The organism is Aliiroseovarius sp. B-4 (genome assembly GCF_056857795.1).
In genome coordinates this window covers 492,052-508,721 of sequence record NZ_JBSXNV010000041.1, presented here as the reverse complement: position 1 = coordinate 508,721, position 16,670 = coordinate 492,052, and the positions used below count along the sequence as shown (strand labels likewise).

Sequence of the window (16,670 nt, the reverse complement as noted above, 5' to 3'; positions counted from 1 at the left end):
ATTATTCAGAAGGTTCACCCAAGGGAAGGGGCTTGTTCAACAAGATGGCATCGACCGCGCCACCCGCTGGGCGTGCATAGTAGCCTGATCGGCGTCCGGATTCGACCCAACCCGCCGACATATATAGCGCGCGTGCTGGCCCATTGTTCTCGGCGACTTCAAGAAACGCCAGCTTTGCGCCGCGGGACTGGGCATCGACCTCGAACGCGGTCAGAAGTCGACGACCAAGACCTCTGCCTTGTTGGTCGGGGTGGACGACGATGGTCATAAGCTCGGCTTCGTCCAGGATCACTCGGCCCATTGCAAAGCCATGTCGTGTGCCCACCGTGAAGACCAGTGGCGAGGATAACAAGGCCCGCATTTCATCTTCGTTCCACGCGCGGCTTTCAGGAAATGCCACTTCGTGAAGCCGCGCAAGATGGGTTGGAGTAAGCTCGAACATCCCGCAGTCCTTAGGGAAGGATCAGAGGTGCGGGATCACGGGGTGGGGCGGCATCGGCTGCACGGATATACAAGGGCGCGGGGCGCGGGATCGAGGTTTGTCCGGCTGTCGCAAGACGCGCAGCGGCGATACGTGCGATCGCCGGGGCAGGATCGGACAATGCGTCTGGCCCGACCCGCGCGCCTTTCAACGCGGCAGCTTCGCGGGCTGACATCAAAGCAGGGGCTTCATCATCGCCACCCGCGCGCAGATATTGGGCGTAGACGTGGTCCCGCCGTGCGTCGATCAACGACCAGACCGGGCGTTTGGCGTCGATAGCCTGCGCATCAAGGGACGAGACGCCAATCGCAGGCACGCCCAGCGACAGGGCAAGACCACGCGCTGCGGCAACCGAGATGCGGATCCCGGTGAAGTTGCCCGGCCCAATCCCGACCCCAATTGCTGCAAGGTCACGCCATGACAGGCCCGCATCCGCCACTACCTTTTCCAGCAGCGGAATCAAGCGTTCTGCTTGTCCGCGTGCCATGGGTTCGAAACGTGATGCGATGATCCTGTCGCCTGACAGCAAAGCGGCCGCGCAATGCGCGGCCGATGTGTCAAACGCCAGGATCAAAGGGTCACGCGGCAACAGGGCGCACCTCGATCACCTCGGGGATATAGTGCTTCAAAAGGTTTTCGATGCCCATCTTCAGCGTCAAGGTCGACGAGGGGCAGCCCGCACAGGCACCCTGCATATGCAGATACACGATGCCACGATCAAACCCGTGGAAGGTGATGTCGCCACCGTCCTGCGCAACGGCGGGACGCACGCGGGTGTCCAGCAGTTCCTTGATCTGTTCCACGATCTCGCCATCTTCACCGTCATGCTCGGCATGACCGGCGGGGGCGCTGGCTTCGCCTGCCATGACAGGCTGGCCGGACTGGAAATGTTCCATGATTGCGCCGAGGATCGCAGGTTTGATGTGATCCCATTCGACATCGTCCCCCTTGGTCACGGTCACGAAATCGGCACCGAAGAAAACCGCAGTTACGCCTTGCACCTTGAAGATGCGTTCGGCCAGAGGCGAGCTTCCCGCCGTATCAGCGGATGGAAAATCCGCCGTTCCGGTGCCAAGAACGGCCTGTCCGGGCAAAAATTTCAGCGTGGCGGGGTTTGGTGTGGATTCGGTCTGGATGAACATTTTGGCGCACCTTTTTTGTCAGGTTTGATATGGGCCTCGCGCCGGGAAGAGTCAAGATGCGCTGGATTGTCAGGTGATCTCTTCCAGCCGATCCTTGGACATTTCGCCGGGAACGATGGTCATGGGCACGGGCAGCGTGGCTGAGGCACGCATCAATTGGTTGATGATCGGACCGGGGCCGTTTTTTTCCGACCCCGCACCCAGAACCAGAACACCGATATCCGGGTTTTCGTTGATCTGTGCCATAATCTCGGGCACTGCTTCTCCTTCGCGGATCACAAGTTCCGGGTCCACGCCCTGACGGTCGCGCATCCACTTGGCAAACACTTCGAAATGCACAGTGATGCGTTCGCGTGCTTCTTCGCGCATGATGTTGCCAACGCCGATCCAGTGATTGAACTCGTCCGGCGCAATGACGGACAGAACCTGTACGCCACCACCGGTTTTGGCAGCCCGCATGGCCGCAAAACGCATGGCGTTCAGGCACTCGCGGCTGTCATCAAGGATCACAAGGAACTTGCGCATGTTGGACCTCCCGAAACGGCGCCAGTCTGCATCAGGGGTAGGGTGCTGTCCACGGTTTTCAACGCGTGGCGCCGCGCGCGATGCGGGTGGCGTAGGTGGTGATCAGGATCGCCAGCAAGACCAGCCGCCCAACATGCGCCGCCGCAATGAAACTGGGATCCCCGCCCATGGCGACCCCAACGATGATCATGGTCTCCAGCCCACCGGGGGCAAATCCAACGAGCATGTCCAGCAAAGGCAGGCCCGACAAAAAAGCCGTCGGGATCGCCACAGCAGCAGCCAGAGAGGCCGTGAGCAGGACAACCACACCCGCCGCCGCCATGTTGTGCCGCAGATCCCGCCAGGTCACGCCCGAGAACCGGGTGCCAATCAGGCAACCCATCATCATCAGCACAACCTGGCTGACCCAGGGGGGCAGGTTGCCATCAACCGCGCCGGTCAGGTGGAACGCCGCCGCGGCGATCATGGCGGCCAGCAGCACAGGCGCGGGCAAGCGGATCTTGATCAGGAGCGGAGTAAGCGCCAGTGCCACAATCAATTCCGCCCCTATCATCAACCATGGCGCGGTCGCGCGACCGACCGGCAAACCCGCGCCAAGCTCGATCCCTGACAGGCGCGCGGCGATGGGGACAAACAAGCTCAGCGCCAGCACGCGGAACGACGCCAGGATGGCCGGGCGGGCCACGGGGATGCCGAGGCTGTCGGACAGCGAAACGACCAGACTCAGATGCCCCGGCGCGGCTGACAGGAAGGCTTCGTCGCGATCAAATCCCATGCTGCGGGTCAACACCCAACGGCCGATATAGGGTGTTGCGACGGTCAGCGCGGCCAGCATGGCGAAGGCAATGGGCCAGCGCAGCACGGCCTCGATACTGGTTGGCGTGACCATCGACCCCACGGTGATCCCGACCAGTATGAAAATCACGTTGCGCAGGGGTGGTGCGATGTCGGTATCCATACCGCGCAGGCTGGCGAAGGCGACAACGAGCGCCGGGCCAAGCAAAAACCCCATCGGCAAATTGACCGCCCAAGCCACCGCCGCCCCAAGTGATCCGACACAAAGTGTCAGGAGCGTTCGCTTTGGCTCAGCCATCGGAATGCGCCCAGTCCCAGTATAACTGGCGCACCCGGCGCGTCATGGGCCCAGAACGATATATCGTTCCGTCAAACTCGCTGACCGGCGTGACTTTCATCATGTTTCCCGACAGAAACACCTCGTCCGCCTTGTGGAAGTCGTCGAATGTCAGAACGGTCTCATGCACCTTGATCCCGTCAGCCTGCATATTGGCGATGTGACGAGCGCGGGTGATCCCGGCCAGAAAGCAGCCGTTCGGGATCGGGGTGAACACTTCGCCGTCGCGCACCATGAACACGTTGGCGGACGAGGTTTCGGCCACATTGCCAAGGGCATCGGCGACGAGCGCGTTGCCATAGCCCTTGGCGCGCGCTTCGGCCAACATGCGGGCATTGTTGGGATAAAGGCACCCGGCCTTTGCGTTTACCACGGCGTCCTCGATCACCGGGCGGCGAAAGCGGGTCGTGGTCAGCGTCGTCACCGCCCTCTGCGGCGCCATCGGGATTTCCTCAAGCGACACACAAAAGCCGGTTGCCCCAGCCTTCGGCACAATACCAAGATCACCTCCTTCAAGCGCCCAATACATGGGGCGGATATAGAGGGCGGTATCTTTTGGATAGGTCGCAAGACCCTCTTTGACGATCTCGACCATGGCGGCAGTTTCGACTGTCGGCGTAATCATCAACGCCTCGGCCGACCGATTCACGCGGGCGCAGTGGGGTTCAAGATCCGGGTGGATTCCTTCAAAATACCGCGCCCCATCAAAGACCGTGGTGCCCAGCCACGCACCGTGATCTGCGGCGTTCATGACCGGAATGTCGCCATCATGCCATGTGCCGTTGAAATAGGTGCGGATATTGGTGCCGGTCGCCATCGAAATCTCCTTGAAACTGCGGGCGAGACTATCAGGCAAAGGTCGGGTGTCCAGACCCGTTGCATTTGCACGAAACAGGAAAGAACACCCCCGGCAGTTGGGGATCGCTGCCGGGGGCGTGCGTATGCGAAAAGACGGGACGGGCACACGCGTTGTGCGATCTGATCCGTCTGTCCGGGCGGGCAACCGGTCAGACCGAGAATCGATCACGGGGTCGAGTTTGGAGCGATAATGATTCCGTTTTGTGACATCTGCACTTGTTGTGTGCCGTCACCGAATGCCAATATCTGCCAGCGCCGCCGCCAGTTTGTTGGGCAGAGGCGTGTCGTCCGAACCCGCGCGGTTGGTGGACAGGTCGCGCGGAGCGTCCTGTCGTGTCAGATAACGCCAGCCCTGAAAGGCACGGCGGGGTTGGCTTTCGGTGCGGACAACCCGAGGGTCGAACACGATACCGCAGCGCCGTATCCCGTCTTCGCCAATCACTTCTTCCAACCGAACGATGCGTTGACGGGCAAGGACAAGCCCTTTGAAAACCCAATACAAAGAGCCGCCAGCCAGAAGCTCTTCCTCGCGCTTGGGCCACATGCGCGTGACGTGACGCGGGTTGGCCTGACCGCTTTGCGCCATACGCGCAGCCTGCCAGGTTTCAAGGTCTTCGACCTTCTCTGCTCCGACGCAGAGTTTTACCAGATTTATGGTGCTGACCACGAAGTCACCCCAGATATTGTGGTTAGCTTACCACTTTACGCCGAATCTCGTCCTTTGGCAATTGACCTCACCCGGCCGGATCGCCTAGTCTCAAGGGCCTTCCAACACGCACAGGAATCGTCTGCATGAGCCGTTTTGCTGCCCCCATCGCCGAACAAATCTGGGATATGAAATACCGCCTGAAAACGGCTGAGGGTGCGCCTGACGACAAGACGGTCGAGGATACGTGGCGCCGGGTCGCCCGTGCGCTGTCCGAAGCCGAACCCGCGCAGGAAGACGCGTTCTATGGTGCCTTGGAAGATTTCAAATTTCTGCCCGCCGGTCGCATCACCGCAGGGGCTGGCACGGGCCGGTCTGTGACGTTGTTCAACTGCTTTGTCATGGGCACGATCCCCGACAGTATGGGCGGCATTTTCGATATGCTAAAAGAAGCCGCACTGACCATGCAGCAGGGCGGCGGGATCGGCTATGATTTCTCGACCATTCGCCCGCGTGGCGCGGATGTGAAGGGCGTGGCGGCGGATGCCTCTGGTCCGCTCAGCTTCATGGATGTGTGGGACGCGATGTGCCGCACCATCATGTCTGCGGGCTCGCGCCGTGGGGCGATGATGGCGACGATGCGCTGCGATCATCCGGACATTGAAGATTTCATCACCGCAAAATCCGATGCCGCCCGTCTGCGCATGTTCAACATGTCGGTGCTGGTGACAGATGATTTCATGCAGGCGGTGAAGGATGACGCCAGCTGGGACCTGAAATTTGAAGGCACCATCTATCACACGGTCGAGGCGAGAGACCTTTGGAACAAGATCATGAAGGCGACTTACGAATACGCCGAACCGGGTGTGATCTTCATCGACCGCATCAACCAGATGAACAACCTCGCTTATTGCGAGACGATTGCCGCGACGAACCCCTGTGGCGAACAACCCCTGCCGCCCTATGGCGCTTGCCTGTTGGGGTCGATCAACCTTGCGCGTCTGGTTGCAGACCCGTTCGAGGATACCGCTCGCTTGGACGGCGACGCCCTGACCGAACTGGTCGCGACCGCCGTTCGGATGATGGACAATGTCGTGGACGCCAGTCGATTTCCACTGGAAGCCCAGCGTCAGGAAGCGCTGGCCAAGCGTCGGATCGGCCTTGGCGTCACGGGCCTTGCCGACGCGCTGCTGATGCTGGGCTTGCGCTACGGCTCGGACGAGGCCGCCGCACAGACCGAAGCGTGGATGAAGCAGATCGCGCGCGCGTCTTATCTGGCGTCGGTGGAACTGGCGAAAGAAAAAGGCCCGTTCCCGTTGTTCGATGCCGAGAAATATCTGGCTTCCGGATCGCTGACGCATATGGACCAGGACGTGCGCGACGCGATCCGTGAACACGGTATCCGCAACGCGCTTCTGACCTCGATCGCGCCGACCGGAACGATCAGCCTTTATGCGGGCAATGTATCGTCAGGGATCGAACCGGTCTTTGCCTATGCCTACACTCGCAAGGTGCTGCAAAAGGACGGCTCGCGGACCGAAGAAGAGGTCGTGGATTACGCTGTTCAGATGTGGCGTGACAAGTTTGGCGATAAGGAACTGCCGGATTACTTCGTGAACGCCCAGACGCTTGACCCACTCGCGCATGTAAAGATGCAGGCCGCCGCGCAGAAATGGATCGACAGCTCGATCTCTAAAACCATCAACTGCCCTGAAGACATCAGCTTCGAGGCATTCAAAGACGTCTACATGGAAGCCTGGGATAGCGGCTGCAAGGGCTGCACGACCTATCGCCCCAATGATGTAACAGGCTCTGTTTTGTCTGTCTCCGAGGACAGCGAGAAAGCCCCCGAAGCAGATTCCGGTGCAGATGTGGTCTATATTTCCGAACCGCTGGACCGCCCGCAATCGCTGGAAGGGCACACCTACAAGGTCAAATGGCCCGACAGTGAACACGCGATCTATATCACTGTGAACGATCTGGTCCTGAATGGCCATCGCCGCCCGTTCGAGGTGTTCATCAACTCCAAGAACATGGAGCATTTCGCCTGGACGGTTGCGCTCACCCGCATGATCTCGGCCGTGTTCCGGCGCGGGGGAGATGTGAGCTTCGTGGTCGAAGAGTTGAAAGCTGTGTTTGACCCGCGTGGCGGGGCGTGGATGAACGGGAAATACATCCCATCAATTCTGGCCGCGATCGGCGGTGTCATCGAACGCCACATGGTGTTGACAGGGTTCCTTGAAGGCGAGGGGATGGGCCTGAAAACCGACCCCCACGCCGAGGTTATCAACCTTGGCAACGCGCCGCGCGGCCCAGCCTGCCCAAGCTGCGGCCAATATGACATGCGCATGGTCGAAGGCTGTATGACATGTGCGTCTTGTGGGCATTCAAAATGTGGGTGACGTGAACGAAGAGGCGTTGTGTTTAGCATAGCATAACATGGCCATTCGGGGGTGTTTTTTGACCTCTTGGCACAGATCAAATGACCACCGATAGCTTGGATGTCGGTGGTTTTATTTTGTTTTCAATGACTTGTATGACGTCAGCGCCAATGGGACAGTTTAGGGCGATTTGACAAGAGAGGGTTTCTGACTCATCGTAACCTTCATGGCGTGAATCTATGGACGCCCCCTGCGCAAGGTGTTTTTCATGATTGTATTAACGGCATTGGATGCGTGAATCTATCCGGCCTTTGACGAAGCATTATCGTTTGCTTCTGGCCTCGGTGGGATCCGCTGGTTTCGGTGCCTGCCAAGATGACCGGCGTTTCGTGGCCACCACTCCTTACAGGCTTTGAATTGGCGGCTCCTGCCGTGACACCATCGTCATATCACCCCGCATTCTTGGAAGCTGAGCTTCCGGGCTGCCCGTACACCGTTTTGTAGCTTTCTCCGCTCCGCAACACCGCCCAGGCAATGCGTGCTGTCTTGTTGGCGATTGCCGCGAGCGTCTTGTTGTGACCTGCGCGTGCCAGCAGGTCCTGTGCCCATCTCGCATGTCGATCGTTACGGTTGACAAACAGCGTTACGAAGCGTGGATGAACGAGGCGCACGCCATACCCCAGAGCCTGGAACCGTCGGCCCCAATGATGAGCACTGGCGCAAGCCTCCATGGCAACGGTTTCCGGGGAAAGTTTCTGAACTGCGGCTTCGAGCTTGGATCGGCTAACCTTCTTTGACATCACCTCGCCCTCATCAGTAATCCCGTGGACGTGGAACGACTGTTTGCCCAAATCAATCGCAAGTAACTGCATTCTGTGAATTCCTTCTGCTTGCTACGTTTGCCCAAAACTATCGGCTCGGGTGCAAGGGGCGTCCATTCCATAAGATGAGACAGAAACCCGGAACCAAGCGGAGCCACGGCGAGAAGGTCATCAAGGTTATCCGCCGCGCCACCCGTAAGCAATATTCTGCGGAAGAGAAAATCAGGATCGTGCTGGACGGCCTGAAGGGCGAAGACAATGAGACCTTGTCCGCCACTGGTCCGAGGACAATGGTCGAATGCCGAGCTGTGCCGCCGTGAGGGCATCGCCCAGAGCCTTTACTACAGCTGGTCGAAATAGTTCCTTGAGGCTGGGAAGAAGCGCATGGCGGGCGACACGGCGCGTGCGGCGACGTCGAGCGAGGTCAAGGATCTGCGCCGAGAGGCCCGTGATCTGAAGGAGGTCGTGGCCGAGCAGGCCCTCGAACTGCGGCTGCACAAAAAAGCATGATCGCGGATGGGGGCGACGAGGAATGAGGTCTCGCGCATCCGAGAAACTGGAGATCATCCGCCTCGTCGAAGGATCGCATCTGCCGACCAAGCGCACGTTGGACAAGCTCGGCTTTCCCAGGACCACGTTTTACCGCTGGTATGATCGCTACTTGGCTGGTGATCCCGAGGCACTTGAGGATCGCAGCCCGAGGCGATCGCGGGTCTGGGACCACTTCAGGGCAATCGCTGCAGGGGGTGGCTGCTCTGACGGTGCATAGAGTGTGTTGATAAGTGTCCACCATTGATAGTGGGCATCTTGAGGGCAGATATGGCGGGCAAGAAAGGTCAGAACAAGCGTTTTTGGTCGGATGAGGAGAAGGTGTCGATCTGTGCGCAGACATGTGCGCCGGGGGCATTGGTTGCGCGGGTTGCGCGGCAGTCCATACCGTTGGTCTTTTCGGCTGTCTCAACACTGGCAACATAGCGAAATTGGCCAGTTTCATCGGCTTCACAACCGGCCCCGTATGCCGCGCCATCGACTGCGCCGACCACATTACCAACTTTCGCGTTAAACGACCGCCACAGCCCGGGAATGGCACTGACGTTTTCGAAGCTGTATTGCAAACTAAATTCGACAACACGAAAGGCTTCGCGATCTCGCTGATCAGGCTTTGCGACTTCAACAATCATATCTTTTTATTTTCAATGGCTCCAAGAGAGACAGGTGCGAAACGGAACGTGTAGTGCCGACTGTGCTAGCTAGCACACCAAAGTAGCCAGACATTTGCCCTGTGTTTACGGCCTAATGTATCATACGGAGTGAGACGCCTATCATTAAATTTGTAATCATAAAGTACAAATAACCCTCCACTCACCCAGCAGGCTCGGCCTTTTCCCAAAAATTTATTACTAATCTTGACATATACTTCAAGGTGGCGTACTAATTTTCCTAACTTTTGAGGGGGTGTTGGGAAGAGCTGATTTGGCGAGCGCGATGGTGATCGGATTGCGACTTAACTGCCGGACGCCACAAGGCGGTTATGATGCGCTGATCGGCCAAGCCTACAACGGATCAGATTTGACGCGATCGGGGATTTTCCGCCTGACGAGTCTTGGCATCGGCTTAGTTCGGTCGGGTCGCTAAAATGGCCGCACCTTCCGATAGGCGAACTTTGGATCGGATTCAAAGCAAACATGGCTGAAACGAGCCACACGATAGGACGAGAGAATGAGTGAATACATCTTGACCAAAGAAACACGTGACAAACTAACCAAGGTATCTACGGCTTCCGTTGCGACGGCATTGTATAAGCGCGGCTTGCGCAACCAGTTTGTGCAGGGTGTCGTGCCCATGAAGCCAAAGTCGGTGACTATGGTCGGACAGGCCTTTACACTTCGTTATATTCCGGCGCGAGAGGACCGCAACCCGCTCACCGTTTTCCGCGACCGCGACCACAAGCAGCGCGTCGCGGTTGAGACTTGCCCGGAAGGTTATGTGCTGGTGATGGATGCCCGCAAGGACAGTCGTGCCGCCACAGCCGGATCGATCCTGATCACCCGTCTTGCGCAACGCGGCGCTGCGGGTGTCGTGTCAGACGGAGGTGTGCGCGATGCATTGGGCATCGGGGCTCTCGATATGCCGGCCTACTTTGCCTGCCCCTCGGCACCAACAAACCTCACCCTACACGAGGCCATCGAAATCAATTGCCCGATTTCCTGCGGCGATGCGCCGGTGTTTCCCGGTGACGTGATGCTGGGCGATGGCGATGGCGTGATGGTGATCCCGGCACATCTGGCCGATGAGATCGCTGATGAATGCACGAACATGGAATCCTACGAGGATTTTGTGCTGGAGCAGGTGAACGAGGGCGCCGGGATCATCGGGCTCTACCCGGGTACGGACGAAGAAAACCTTGTGAAATACGATGCATGGCGCGAACGGACAGGACGATAGCATGACCTTTATTCCCCACGGAGATCACTTGATCGCAGGCCAGCGCGTCGGTTCAGAGGTGCGGTTTTCGTCCGCGCCAGCGACGGGAGACGCCTTTGACTTTTCGTCCGGTTCGCCCGAGTTGGTGGATCAGGCTTGTGCTGCGGCTCATGCGGCCTTCCCGGGCTTTGCGTCCACGTCGCGCGAAGAGCGCGCGGCGCTTCTGAATGCCATTGCCGACGAGATTGACGCCCGTGGTGATCAGATCACCGAGATCGGATGTGCGGAAACCGGCCTTCCCGCTGCGCGTTTGCAAGGTGAACGGGGCCGGACGACCGGCCAGCTTCGCCTGTTCGCGTCGCATATTCTGGCCGGGGACTATCTCGACCGGCGCCATGACGAAGCCCTGCCCGAGCGGCAGCCGCTGCCGCGCCCCGATCTACGGATGATGCAGCGTCCGGTCGGCCCGGTTGCCGTCTTTGGGGCATCTAACTTCCCGCTCGCTTTTTCCACCGCTGGTGGTGATACGGCGGCGGCACTGGCCGCTGGCTGCCCTGTTGTTGTCAAAGGCCACGGCGCACATCCGGGTACCGGGGAAGTCGTCGGTGAAGCCATTGTTGCGGCACTTGAAAGGTTGGGGATGGAGGCGGGAATCTTCAGTCTTGTCCAAGGTGGCACGCGTGCTGTGGGCGAGGCGTTGGTGACGGATCCGCGTATCAAGGCCGTTGGTTTTACCGGCAGCCTCGGCGGCGGCCGCGCGCTTTTCAATCTTTGCGCATCGCGGCCCGAGCCGATCCCATTCTTTGGTGAGCTTGGTAGCGTCAATCCTATGTTCGTCCTGCCGAAAGCGGCAGCTGCTCGTGGTGCGGCTCTTGGCACCGGCTGGGCTGAAAGCCTGACGATGGGCGTGGGCCAATTCTGCACCAACCCCGGAATCGCTATCGTGCTGGACGGGCCAGATGCGGATGCCTTCGTGCAAGCCGCGACCGACGGGCTCAAATCTGTGTCCGATCAAACCATGCTGACGGATGGAATGGCCGACGCTTATCGCGATGGTGCCCGCCGGGTCTCGGAAGGTGCTGGCGTTCGATCCCTGCTGACCACGGCCTGGGAAGGTCGGAATGCCGCGCCGTATTTGTTCCAGGTTTCGGCCGATGACTGGCTGGGCAATGAAGAGCTGTCGGAAGAGGTTTTCGGCCCCCTTGGGTTGGTGATCCGTGTGAAGGACATCGTGCAGATGAAAGTGCTTGCGGAAAGCTTCAAAGGGCAATTGACCGCGACAATGCAGATGGACGACGGCGACATCAACCTCGCGCGCGATCTTCTGCCTGTGCTGGAGCGTATGGCAGGCCGAGTTCTGGCCAACGGCTTCCCGACAGGTGTCGAGGTTTGCGATGCGATGGTTCACGGAGGGCCATACCCAGCAAGCACTAACTTCGGCGCCACATCTGTTGGCACGTTGTCAATTCGCCGCTTCCTGCGTCCGGTGTGTTACCAGAACCTTCCAGAAGCACTCCTCCCAGACGACCTCGTGAAAAGCTAACCCTTGCACGGATTGGTATCTGCTAACCCGCCGCCGCATCATTATGCGGTTGGCGGGTCTCTTTATTGACTGAGCACCAGGCATTTTGTTCTGACCTCACTGCAGCAGGGCAAGATGAGAAACTCAGTTCCAACCGACCGCGCAGTATTACAAATTCTGCCAGATATCCCCGGAGATGGTCTAGTTTAGTAGGTAGATATCCAAAAATATTGCTACTATGAACATAAAAGAGGCGATATCGGTGGTTTTTCCCAATAATTGGTAAATAATAGAATTGATTTGTAATAATTAGTACCGTATGGTGAATTAAGCTTTCTGGAGCGTGCGCCAGATTTGCAGACCGCAATAGGAAGTGACGACTTGGTAATTTTGGGAGGGTGTTATCAGTCGCATTTGAGGTGCGGGACTGCCAAGCTTCAAGGGGCGCAATAGTTTGACGAGGCATTGGCGTGCAGTTCGCCGCCTGAAGGTGCCCCGCCCGTTCCGCAGCATGAAAGCGAAAGGCGGAGCCCATCCCGACTTTGCTTACCCTCTAAGAAAAAATCGAAGTCAAACTGACGAAGTGGATCCGGCCGCCCGGCCACTCGGTTCATTCAACATGCCAGATATTTCTGGACGACGACATCTGTAAAGGAGGAACAGATCTATGCTATCTAAAAACCTGAAAAGTAAATTCGTGCTGGCGCTTGGTGCCTGTATCATCGGCACTTCGGTCGCTGCAGCTGATTACCCCACCCGAGATATCCGGCTGATCGTTCCATGGCCAGCAGGCGGTGGCGCTGATGCAATTTCGCGTAAGATCAGCAACATTGCCGAACAAGAACTGCCAAAATCCATCTATGTCGAAAACATCGCGGGCGCTGTGACAGCAACCGGTCTGATCCAGATGACCAGCTCTCGCCCCGATGGTCATACCGTCGGCGTTCTGACCTATGACAGCGTCATAACCTTGCCGCGTGGCGAGATGGTTCCGGGCTATTCGCTGGACAACATGGCCCCAATCGCCCGTATCACCAGCGAAGCCGACGCAATCGTCGTCTCTAAGCATTCTGGCATCAACACCTTTGAAGAGCTGGTCGAAAAGGCCAAGGCCAATCCCGGCACGGTGCGCATTGGTGTAGCACCGAAGGGTTCGGGTCCCTATCTATCGGTCAGCCAGCTTGAAAAGCTGCTGGACGTCGATTTCAATGTGATCACCTATGCAGGTTCCTCGAGCGCCGAGGCAGAAGCACTTTTGTCGGGCGAACTCGACGCAGCGATCTCCAGTCTGGGTGATTTCAGCGGTATCATTTCCTCCGGCGATGCCAAGGGTGTGGTCGAACTGACGTCTGTTCAGAACAAGACTTACGCAGACGTGCCCACAATCAGCTCCAAGGGTTTCGATCTGCAGACTGGTAGCTTCATCATTCTGGCGGCACCGAAAGATACCCCAGAAGAAGCGCTCACAACGCTCGAGGCAGCGTTTAAGACGGCATACGACACGGCTGAGTTTCAGGACTGGTTGCAGCAGGTTGGCGTGACCGCTGATTGGCTTGGCTCTGACGAGGTTAAAACCTGGATCGAAGAACTTCAGAACAAGACCTTCACTCTTATGGACGAGTTGGACCTGTAAACCATAGCATGAAACATGCCTCCGATCTTTGGGTCGGGGGCATGACCAAAAAGGGCAGGTGACGCAGTCAGCTGGGGTTCAACCCGGCATTGGCGCGTTACGCCCCGAGTGGGCGTGACCTAACGGTTTCTTCCAGGGGTCTGACCGCGCGAAAAACCACATAGCGCTTGCCACACCATCAAACCCATATCGGGAGAAGACGATGCTCTTAAATAGACACCTGATATTTCTATATGTCACTTTGGCAGTGTCGGTCGGATATCTCATTTCTGCACTGCGTTTGGGCGCTCCAACATCTGAAAGCGGATTGACGCCTTCTTTCTTCCCGATCCTCTTGGGGGCCACTTCCATCACGTTTTCTTGCATTCTCATTGTTCAGAAGTTGCGTTCTGAACCCGAGGAAAAGCGCCAGAGCGAACCGGCAAACTACACCCATCTTTGGGTTGTTGTCGCCATCTTTGCCTACATCACGGCTTTCAAGACAGTGGGATACTTCATTTCGTCGGGGCTCTTCGTCTTCGTGCTGATCGTGATCTTCTCGTCCTTTGAAAAGTTTCTCGTGAAGGCCGCCATTTCCGCAGCGGTAGTGGTCGTCGCCTATGTCACGTTCCAACAACTGTTCGGGGTTCGACTCCCGACGCTGTGGGGTTAAGTCATGGACTTCATTCTTCTTGTCATCAACAGCTTCAGCCTGCTGCTGGATCCCCTCAACCTGACCTACGTGATCCTTGGTTTCGTGATTGGCACCATCTTTGCTGCCATTCCCGGCCTGACCGCGACGCTGGCCATGGCCCTGCTTTTGCCGCTGACCTACACGCTTAGCGTGGAAACCGCGCTGATGGCCAGTGCCAGTATTTACATGGCCGGTATGTGCGGTGGCAGCATCACAGCAACTACGATCAACATCCCCGGGGCACCATCTTCGATGATGACTGCTCTGGACGGCTATCCTATGCACCAACAAGGCAAAGGCGCCCTAGCGCTGGGACATGCCGCGCTGGGTTCGATGTTCGGCGGTGCGGTCGGAGCCTTGCTCCTGATCGCGGTCGCGCCTTTCGTGGCAGAGCTTTCCCTGCTCGTCAAAACCACCGGCAAGTTCTCATTGCTCGCTTTTGCCATGGTTGTTGTCGTTATCGCACAGCGCGGACGCATTCCACAGGCCGGTTTGGCCGCCTGTATCGGCCTCATGCTTGCCACCGTCGGTCTTGATGCAATGGAGCCGATTACCCGGTTCACCTTTGGATATAGCAACCTGACGGCAGGGATCGACCTGATGCCTGTTATCATCGGAACCTTTGCGATAGCAGAAGTTCTCATGCAGGCCATCTCGTCCAGAGATATCAGCGCTGCCACCGCGGCCGCCGATAAGGTCAAGATCAGACGCAGGGATTTCCTGCCGCCGCTGTCCGATATCCGCGAGATCGGCTTCAGTTGCTATTTCAAGTCCTGCCTGATCGGCTATTTCGTTGGAACTCTGCCGGGGGCCGGCGGTTCGATGGGCTCTTTCTTGGCTTACACCGAAGCGGTGCGCACGTCGCCCGAGCCGGAGACCTTCGGCAAGGGCAATCCAAAAGGCATTGTCGCGTCTGAAAGCGCCAACAACGCCGTCTGCGGCGGGGCCATGGTGCCGATGCTAACCTTCGGCATTCCAGGCGATCCGATCACTGCTATCATGCTTGGCGTTCTGGTGATCAACGGTATTCAGCCCGGGCCGCAATTGATGTCCGATCAAGCCGGTCTGATTGCGCCGATGCTGGCAGCGCTTCTGTTCAGCGCCGTGGTGCTCATTCCATTGACGCTCTACCTGATAGGGCCGTACTTCATCAAGATTGTGTCGGTGCGCAAGGATGTCCTCTACTCTGTCATCGCCCTTTTGGCCGTCGTCGGCAGCTACGTGGCCACCTATTCGACATTCCAGATGTTCATGGCTCTCGGGATGGGTGTTCTCGCCTTCTATCTGAGGCGCAATGGATTTCCAGTGATTACGATGTTGCTGGGTTATATCCTTGGTCCCAACCTGGAAGAATTCCTGCGCCGGTCACTGGCCCTGTCTAATGGCGACCCGACAACGTTCCTAACCAACCTGGACAGTTTGTTCTTTGTCGTGTTGACCTTGGTCTTTGTCTACTTCCTGGTGATCAGGAAACCGGCCACCAAAACACCAACGTCCCAAGCCAAATAAGGTGCCGCTGTCTTGACGCCGTCCCGATTGTCGCACCGACTGCACAATGGGACGGCACAGGATGCCTGAGCGTTGCAAAGGCGCATCCGCTGTTTATAAAGGCTTCGAACCTTTTGCCGATCTATACTCGGTGCCACCTGAAACCACGGAGACCAGCTTGCCAGAGACCCTGCGCCCCACGTTGGCGGATCAAGTCTACGATCAATTGCTGATGAAAATCCTTGAAGAGGAATACACGGTAAATAGCCGATTGCCCGCCGAAGAGGTCTTGGCCCAGAGTTTCGGTGTGTCCCGCCCGATCGTCCGTGCGGCTCTGTCGCGGCTTCGGGATGACGGCATCGTTCAGTCCCGCCGTGGTTCTGGTAGCTATGTACTGCGTCGGCCCGACCGGCAGTTGATCGGCTTTGTGCCGCTGGAATCGGTCTCGGATGTTCAGAGGTGCTACGAGTTTCGTATCGATGTGGAAGGGGCTGCGGCCGCATGGGCAGCCCGGCGCAGAGACAGCGATGATCTTGCCGCCATGGATCATGCCTATCAGGTGATGGAACAGGCCTATAAAGAAAATGCCATGGGCGTCGAGGCAGACCAGATGCTTCACCTCGCCGTAGCGCGGGCGTCAAAGAACCCGTTTTTTGCTGCTGTTCTTGAATCCCTTGGTGAGCAAATCGCCCAGGGTGTGAAGCTCTCTCGATCCCTGACGCTTTTGGATATACCGGGGCGTCAGGAACTGGTACTGGCAGAGCATCGCGCAGTGCTTGACGCGATCCGGCTCAAACAGCCGGAAGTTGCAGAGGCAACCATGCGCCATCACATCACGGCCGCCAAGGATCGGATGTTCGTTGGCACACGGGAAATGTAGCTGTTTGGTACGATCCCACCGTTCAAGCCTTGGTAATCCAGCTCTTTCTGCATGTGCTATTGCC

At 57.9% G+C, this 16,670-nt stretch carries 16 protein-coding genes and 2 pseudogenes; 8 read left to right on the top strand and 10 right to left on the bottom strand.

Annotated elements, in window-relative coordinates:
* Position 1 precedes the first annotated feature (1 nt).
* The 7 genes from AC13C8_RS17880 to AC13C8_RS17850 form a co-directional block, all read right to left on the bottom strand.
* Positions 2 to 442, bottom strand: a complete 441-nt coding sequence (locus AC13C8_RS17880; RefSeq protein WP_091429136.1) for a GNAT family N-acetyltransferase — start codon at positions 440 to 442, stop codon at positions 2 to 4.
* Positions 443 to 452: 10 nt separating this feature from the next.
* On the bottom strand, positions 453 to 1,070 hold the full coding sequence (gene tsaB, locus AC13C8_RS17875) for a tRNA (adenosine(37)-N6)-threonylcarbamoyltransferase complex dimerization subunit type 1 TsaB (RefSeq protein WP_482848578.1): 618 nt from the start codon (positions 1,068 to 1,070) through the stop codon (positions 453 to 455).
* On the bottom strand, positions 1,060 to 1,623 hold the full coding sequence (locus tag AC13C8_RS17870; protein WP_091429140.1) for a NifU family protein: 564 nt from the start codon (positions 1,621 to 1,623) through the stop codon (positions 1,060 to 1,062). The genes tsaB and AC13C8_RS17870 overlap by 11 nt, the downstream gene beginning before the upstream one ends.
* Positions 1,624 to 1,692: 69 nt before the next feature.
* A complete protein-coding gene (locus tag AC13C8_RS17865; protein WP_091429141.1) occupies positions 1,693 to 2,148 on the bottom strand; it encodes a universal stress protein in 456 nt (151 codons plus the stop codon).
* A gap of 58 nt (positions 2,149 to 2,206) precedes the next feature.
* Positions 2,207 to 3,241, bottom strand: a complete 1,035-nt coding sequence (locus tag AC13C8_RS17860; protein WP_482848577.1) for an AbrB family transcriptional regulator — start codon at positions 3,239 to 3,241, stop codon at positions 2,207 to 2,209.
* Entirely contained in the window at positions 3,234 to 4,097 is an 864-nt protein-coding gene (locus AC13C8_RS17855; RefSeq protein ID WP_482848576.1) for a branched-chain amino acid aminotransferase, read from the bottom strand. Before AC13C8_RS17855 ends, AC13C8_RS17860 begins: the two co-directional genes overlap by 8 nt.
* Positions 4,098 to 4,367: 270 nt before the next feature.
* Positions 4,368 to 4,805 (bottom strand): DUF1489 family protein, encoded by a 438-nt coding sequence (locus tag AC13C8_RS17850; RefSeq protein WP_482848575.1) that lies wholly within the window; start codon positions 4,803 to 4,805, stop codon positions 4,368 to 4,370.
* Positions 4,806 to 4,930: 125 nt separating this feature from the next.
* Between AC13C8_RS17850 and AC13C8_RS17845 the strand changes: the two genes are divergently transcribed.
* Positions 4,931 to 7,186 (top strand): adenosylcobalamin-dependent ribonucleoside-diphosphate reductase, encoded by a 2,256-nt coding sequence (locus AC13C8_RS17845; protein ID WP_091429146.1) that lies wholly within the window; start codon positions 4,931 to 4,933, stop codon positions 7,184 to 7,186.
* Positions 7,187 to 7,785: 599 nt separating this feature from the next.
* Here AC13C8_RS17845 and AC13C8_RS17840 read toward each other — a convergent pair.
* Positions 7,786 to 8,037: pseudogene (locus AC13C8_RS17840) on the bottom strand (IS110 family transposase); the annotation flags it as partial.
* Between the two features lie 74 nt (positions 8,038 to 8,111).
* Between AC13C8_RS17840 and AC13C8_RS17835 the strand changes: the two are divergent.
* Positions 8,112 to 8,707 (top strand): annotated as a pseudogene (locus AC13C8_RS17835) (helix-turn-helix domain-containing protein); the annotation flags it as partial.
* Between the two features lie 115 nt (positions 8,708 to 8,822).
* Here AC13C8_RS17835 and AC13C8_RS17830 read toward each other — a convergent pair.
* On the bottom strand, positions 8,823 to 9,167 hold the full coding sequence (locus tag AC13C8_RS17830; RefSeq protein ID WP_482848574.1) for a hypothetical protein: 345 nt from the start codon (positions 9,165 to 9,167) through the stop codon (positions 8,823 to 8,825).
* A 538-nt stretch (positions 9,168 to 9,705) separates the two neighbouring features.
* Between AC13C8_RS17830 and AC13C8_RS17825 the strand changes: the two genes are divergently transcribed.
* The gene (locus AC13C8_RS17825) at positions 9,706 to 10,431 is read left to right on the top strand and encodes a ribonuclease activity regulator RraA (protein ID WP_091429147.1); all 726 of its coding nucleotides are present in this window, start codon (positions 9,706 to 9,708) and stop codon (positions 10,429 to 10,431) included.
* Between the two features lies 1 nt (position 10,432).
* Positions 10,433 to 11,953, top strand: coding sequence for an aldehyde dehydrogenase (NADP(+)) (locus AC13C8_RS17820; RefSeq protein ID WP_482848573.1), 1,521 nt, complete (start codon positions 10,433 to 10,435; stop codon positions 11,951 to 11,953).
* A gap of 22 nt (positions 11,954 to 11,975) precedes the next feature.
* On the opposite strand, the gene AC13C8_RS17815 is transcribed toward AC13C8_RS17820, so the two are convergent.
* Positions 11,976 to 12,467: a hypothetical protein gene (locus AC13C8_RS17815; RefSeq protein ID WP_482848572.1), complete on the bottom strand. Its 492-nt coding sequence runs from the start codon at positions 12,465 to 12,467 to the stop codon at positions 11,976 to 11,978.
* 132 nt (positions 12,468 to 12,599) lie between these two features.
* On the opposite strand from AC13C8_RS17815, the gene AC13C8_RS17810 reads away from it, so the two are divergent.
* The 4 genes from AC13C8_RS17810 to AC13C8_RS17795 all read left to right on the top strand — a co-directional run bounded on the left by AC13C8_RS17810 (position 12,600) and on the right by AC13C8_RS17795 (position 16,606).
* Entirely contained in the window at positions 12,600 to 13,565 is a 966-nt protein-coding gene (locus tag AC13C8_RS17810; RefSeq protein ID WP_091429149.1) for a Bug family tripartite tricarboxylate transporter substrate binding protein, read from the top strand.
* 247 nt (positions 13,566 to 13,812) lie between these two features.
* Positions 13,813 to 14,217 carry a tripartite tricarboxylate transporter TctB family protein gene (locus AC13C8_RS17805; RefSeq protein WP_245744762.1) on the top strand — a complete coding sequence of 135 codons (405 nt, stop codon included), beginning with the start codon at positions 13,813 to 13,815 and terminating at the stop codon, positions 14,215 to 14,217.
* A 3-nt stretch (positions 14,218 to 14,220) separates the two neighbouring features.
* Entirely contained in the window at positions 14,221 to 15,747 is a 1,527-nt protein-coding gene (locus AC13C8_RS17800) for a tripartite tricarboxylate transporter permease (RefSeq protein ID WP_482848571.1), read from the top strand.
* Positions 15,748 to 15,808: 61 nt separating this feature from the next.
* On the top strand, positions 15,809 to 16,606 hold the full coding sequence (locus AC13C8_RS17795) for a FadR/GntR family transcriptional regulator (RefSeq protein WP_482848570.1): 798 nt from the start codon (positions 15,809 to 15,811) through the stop codon (positions 16,604 to 16,606).
* Positions 16,607 to 16,670 lie beyond the last annotated feature (64 nt).

Excerpts from the sequence above, each read along its gene's own strand:
- AC13C8_RS17860 (WP_482848577.1), bottom strand. The coding sequence starts at position 3,241 with ATGGCTGAGCCAAAGCGAACGCTCCTGACACTTTGTGTCGGATCACTT.
- AC13C8_RS17810 (WP_091429149.1), top strand. The coding sequence starts at position 12,600 with ATGCTATCTAAAAACCTGAAAAGTAAATTCGTGCTGGCGCTTGGTGCC.
- AC13C8_RS17795 (WP_482848570.1), top strand. The coding sequence starts at position 15,809 with ATGCCTGAGCGTTGCAAAGGCGCATCCGCTGTTTATAAAGGCTTCGAA.
- AC13C8_RS17830 (WP_482848574.1), bottom strand. The coding sequence starts at position 9,167 with ATGATTGTTGAAGTCGCAAAGCCTGATCAGCGAGATCGCGAAGCCTTT.
- AC13C8_RS17865 (WP_091429141.1), bottom strand. The coding sequence starts at position 2,148 with ATGCGCAAGTTCCTTGTGATCCTTGATGACAGCCGCGAGTGCCTGAAC.
- AC13C8_RS17870 (WP_091429140.1), bottom strand. The coding sequence starts at position 1,623 with ATGTTCATCCAGACCGAATCCACACCAAACCCCGCCACGCTGAAATTT.
- AC13C8_RS17845 (WP_091429146.1), top strand. The coding sequence starts at position 4,931 with ATGAGCCGTTTTGCTGCCCCCATCGCCGAACAAATCTGGGATATGAAA.
- AC13C8_RS17825 (WP_091429147.1), top strand. The coding sequence starts at position 9,706 with ATGAGTGAATACATCTTGACCAAAGAAACACGTGACAAACTAACCAAG.
- AC13C8_RS17815 (WP_482848572.1), bottom strand. The coding sequence starts at position 12,467 with ATGGGCTCCGCCTTTCGCTTTCATGCTGCGGAACGGGCGGGGCACCTT.
- AC13C8_RS17820 (WP_482848573.1), top strand. The coding sequence starts at position 10,433 with ATGACCTTTATTCCCCACGGAGATCACTTGATCGCAGGCCAGCGCGTC.
- AC13C8_RS17800 (WP_482848571.1), top strand. The coding sequence starts at position 14,221 with ATGGACTTCATTCTTCTTGTCATCAACAGCTTCAGCCTGCTGCTGGAT.
- AC13C8_RS17855 (WP_482848576.1), bottom strand. The coding sequence starts at position 4,097 with ATGGCGACCGGCACCAATATCCGCACCTATTTCAACGGCACATGGCAT.
- AC13C8_RS17880 (WP_091429136.1), bottom strand. The coding sequence starts at position 442 with ATGTTCGAGCTTACTCCAACCCATCTTGCGCGGCTTCACGAAGTGGCA.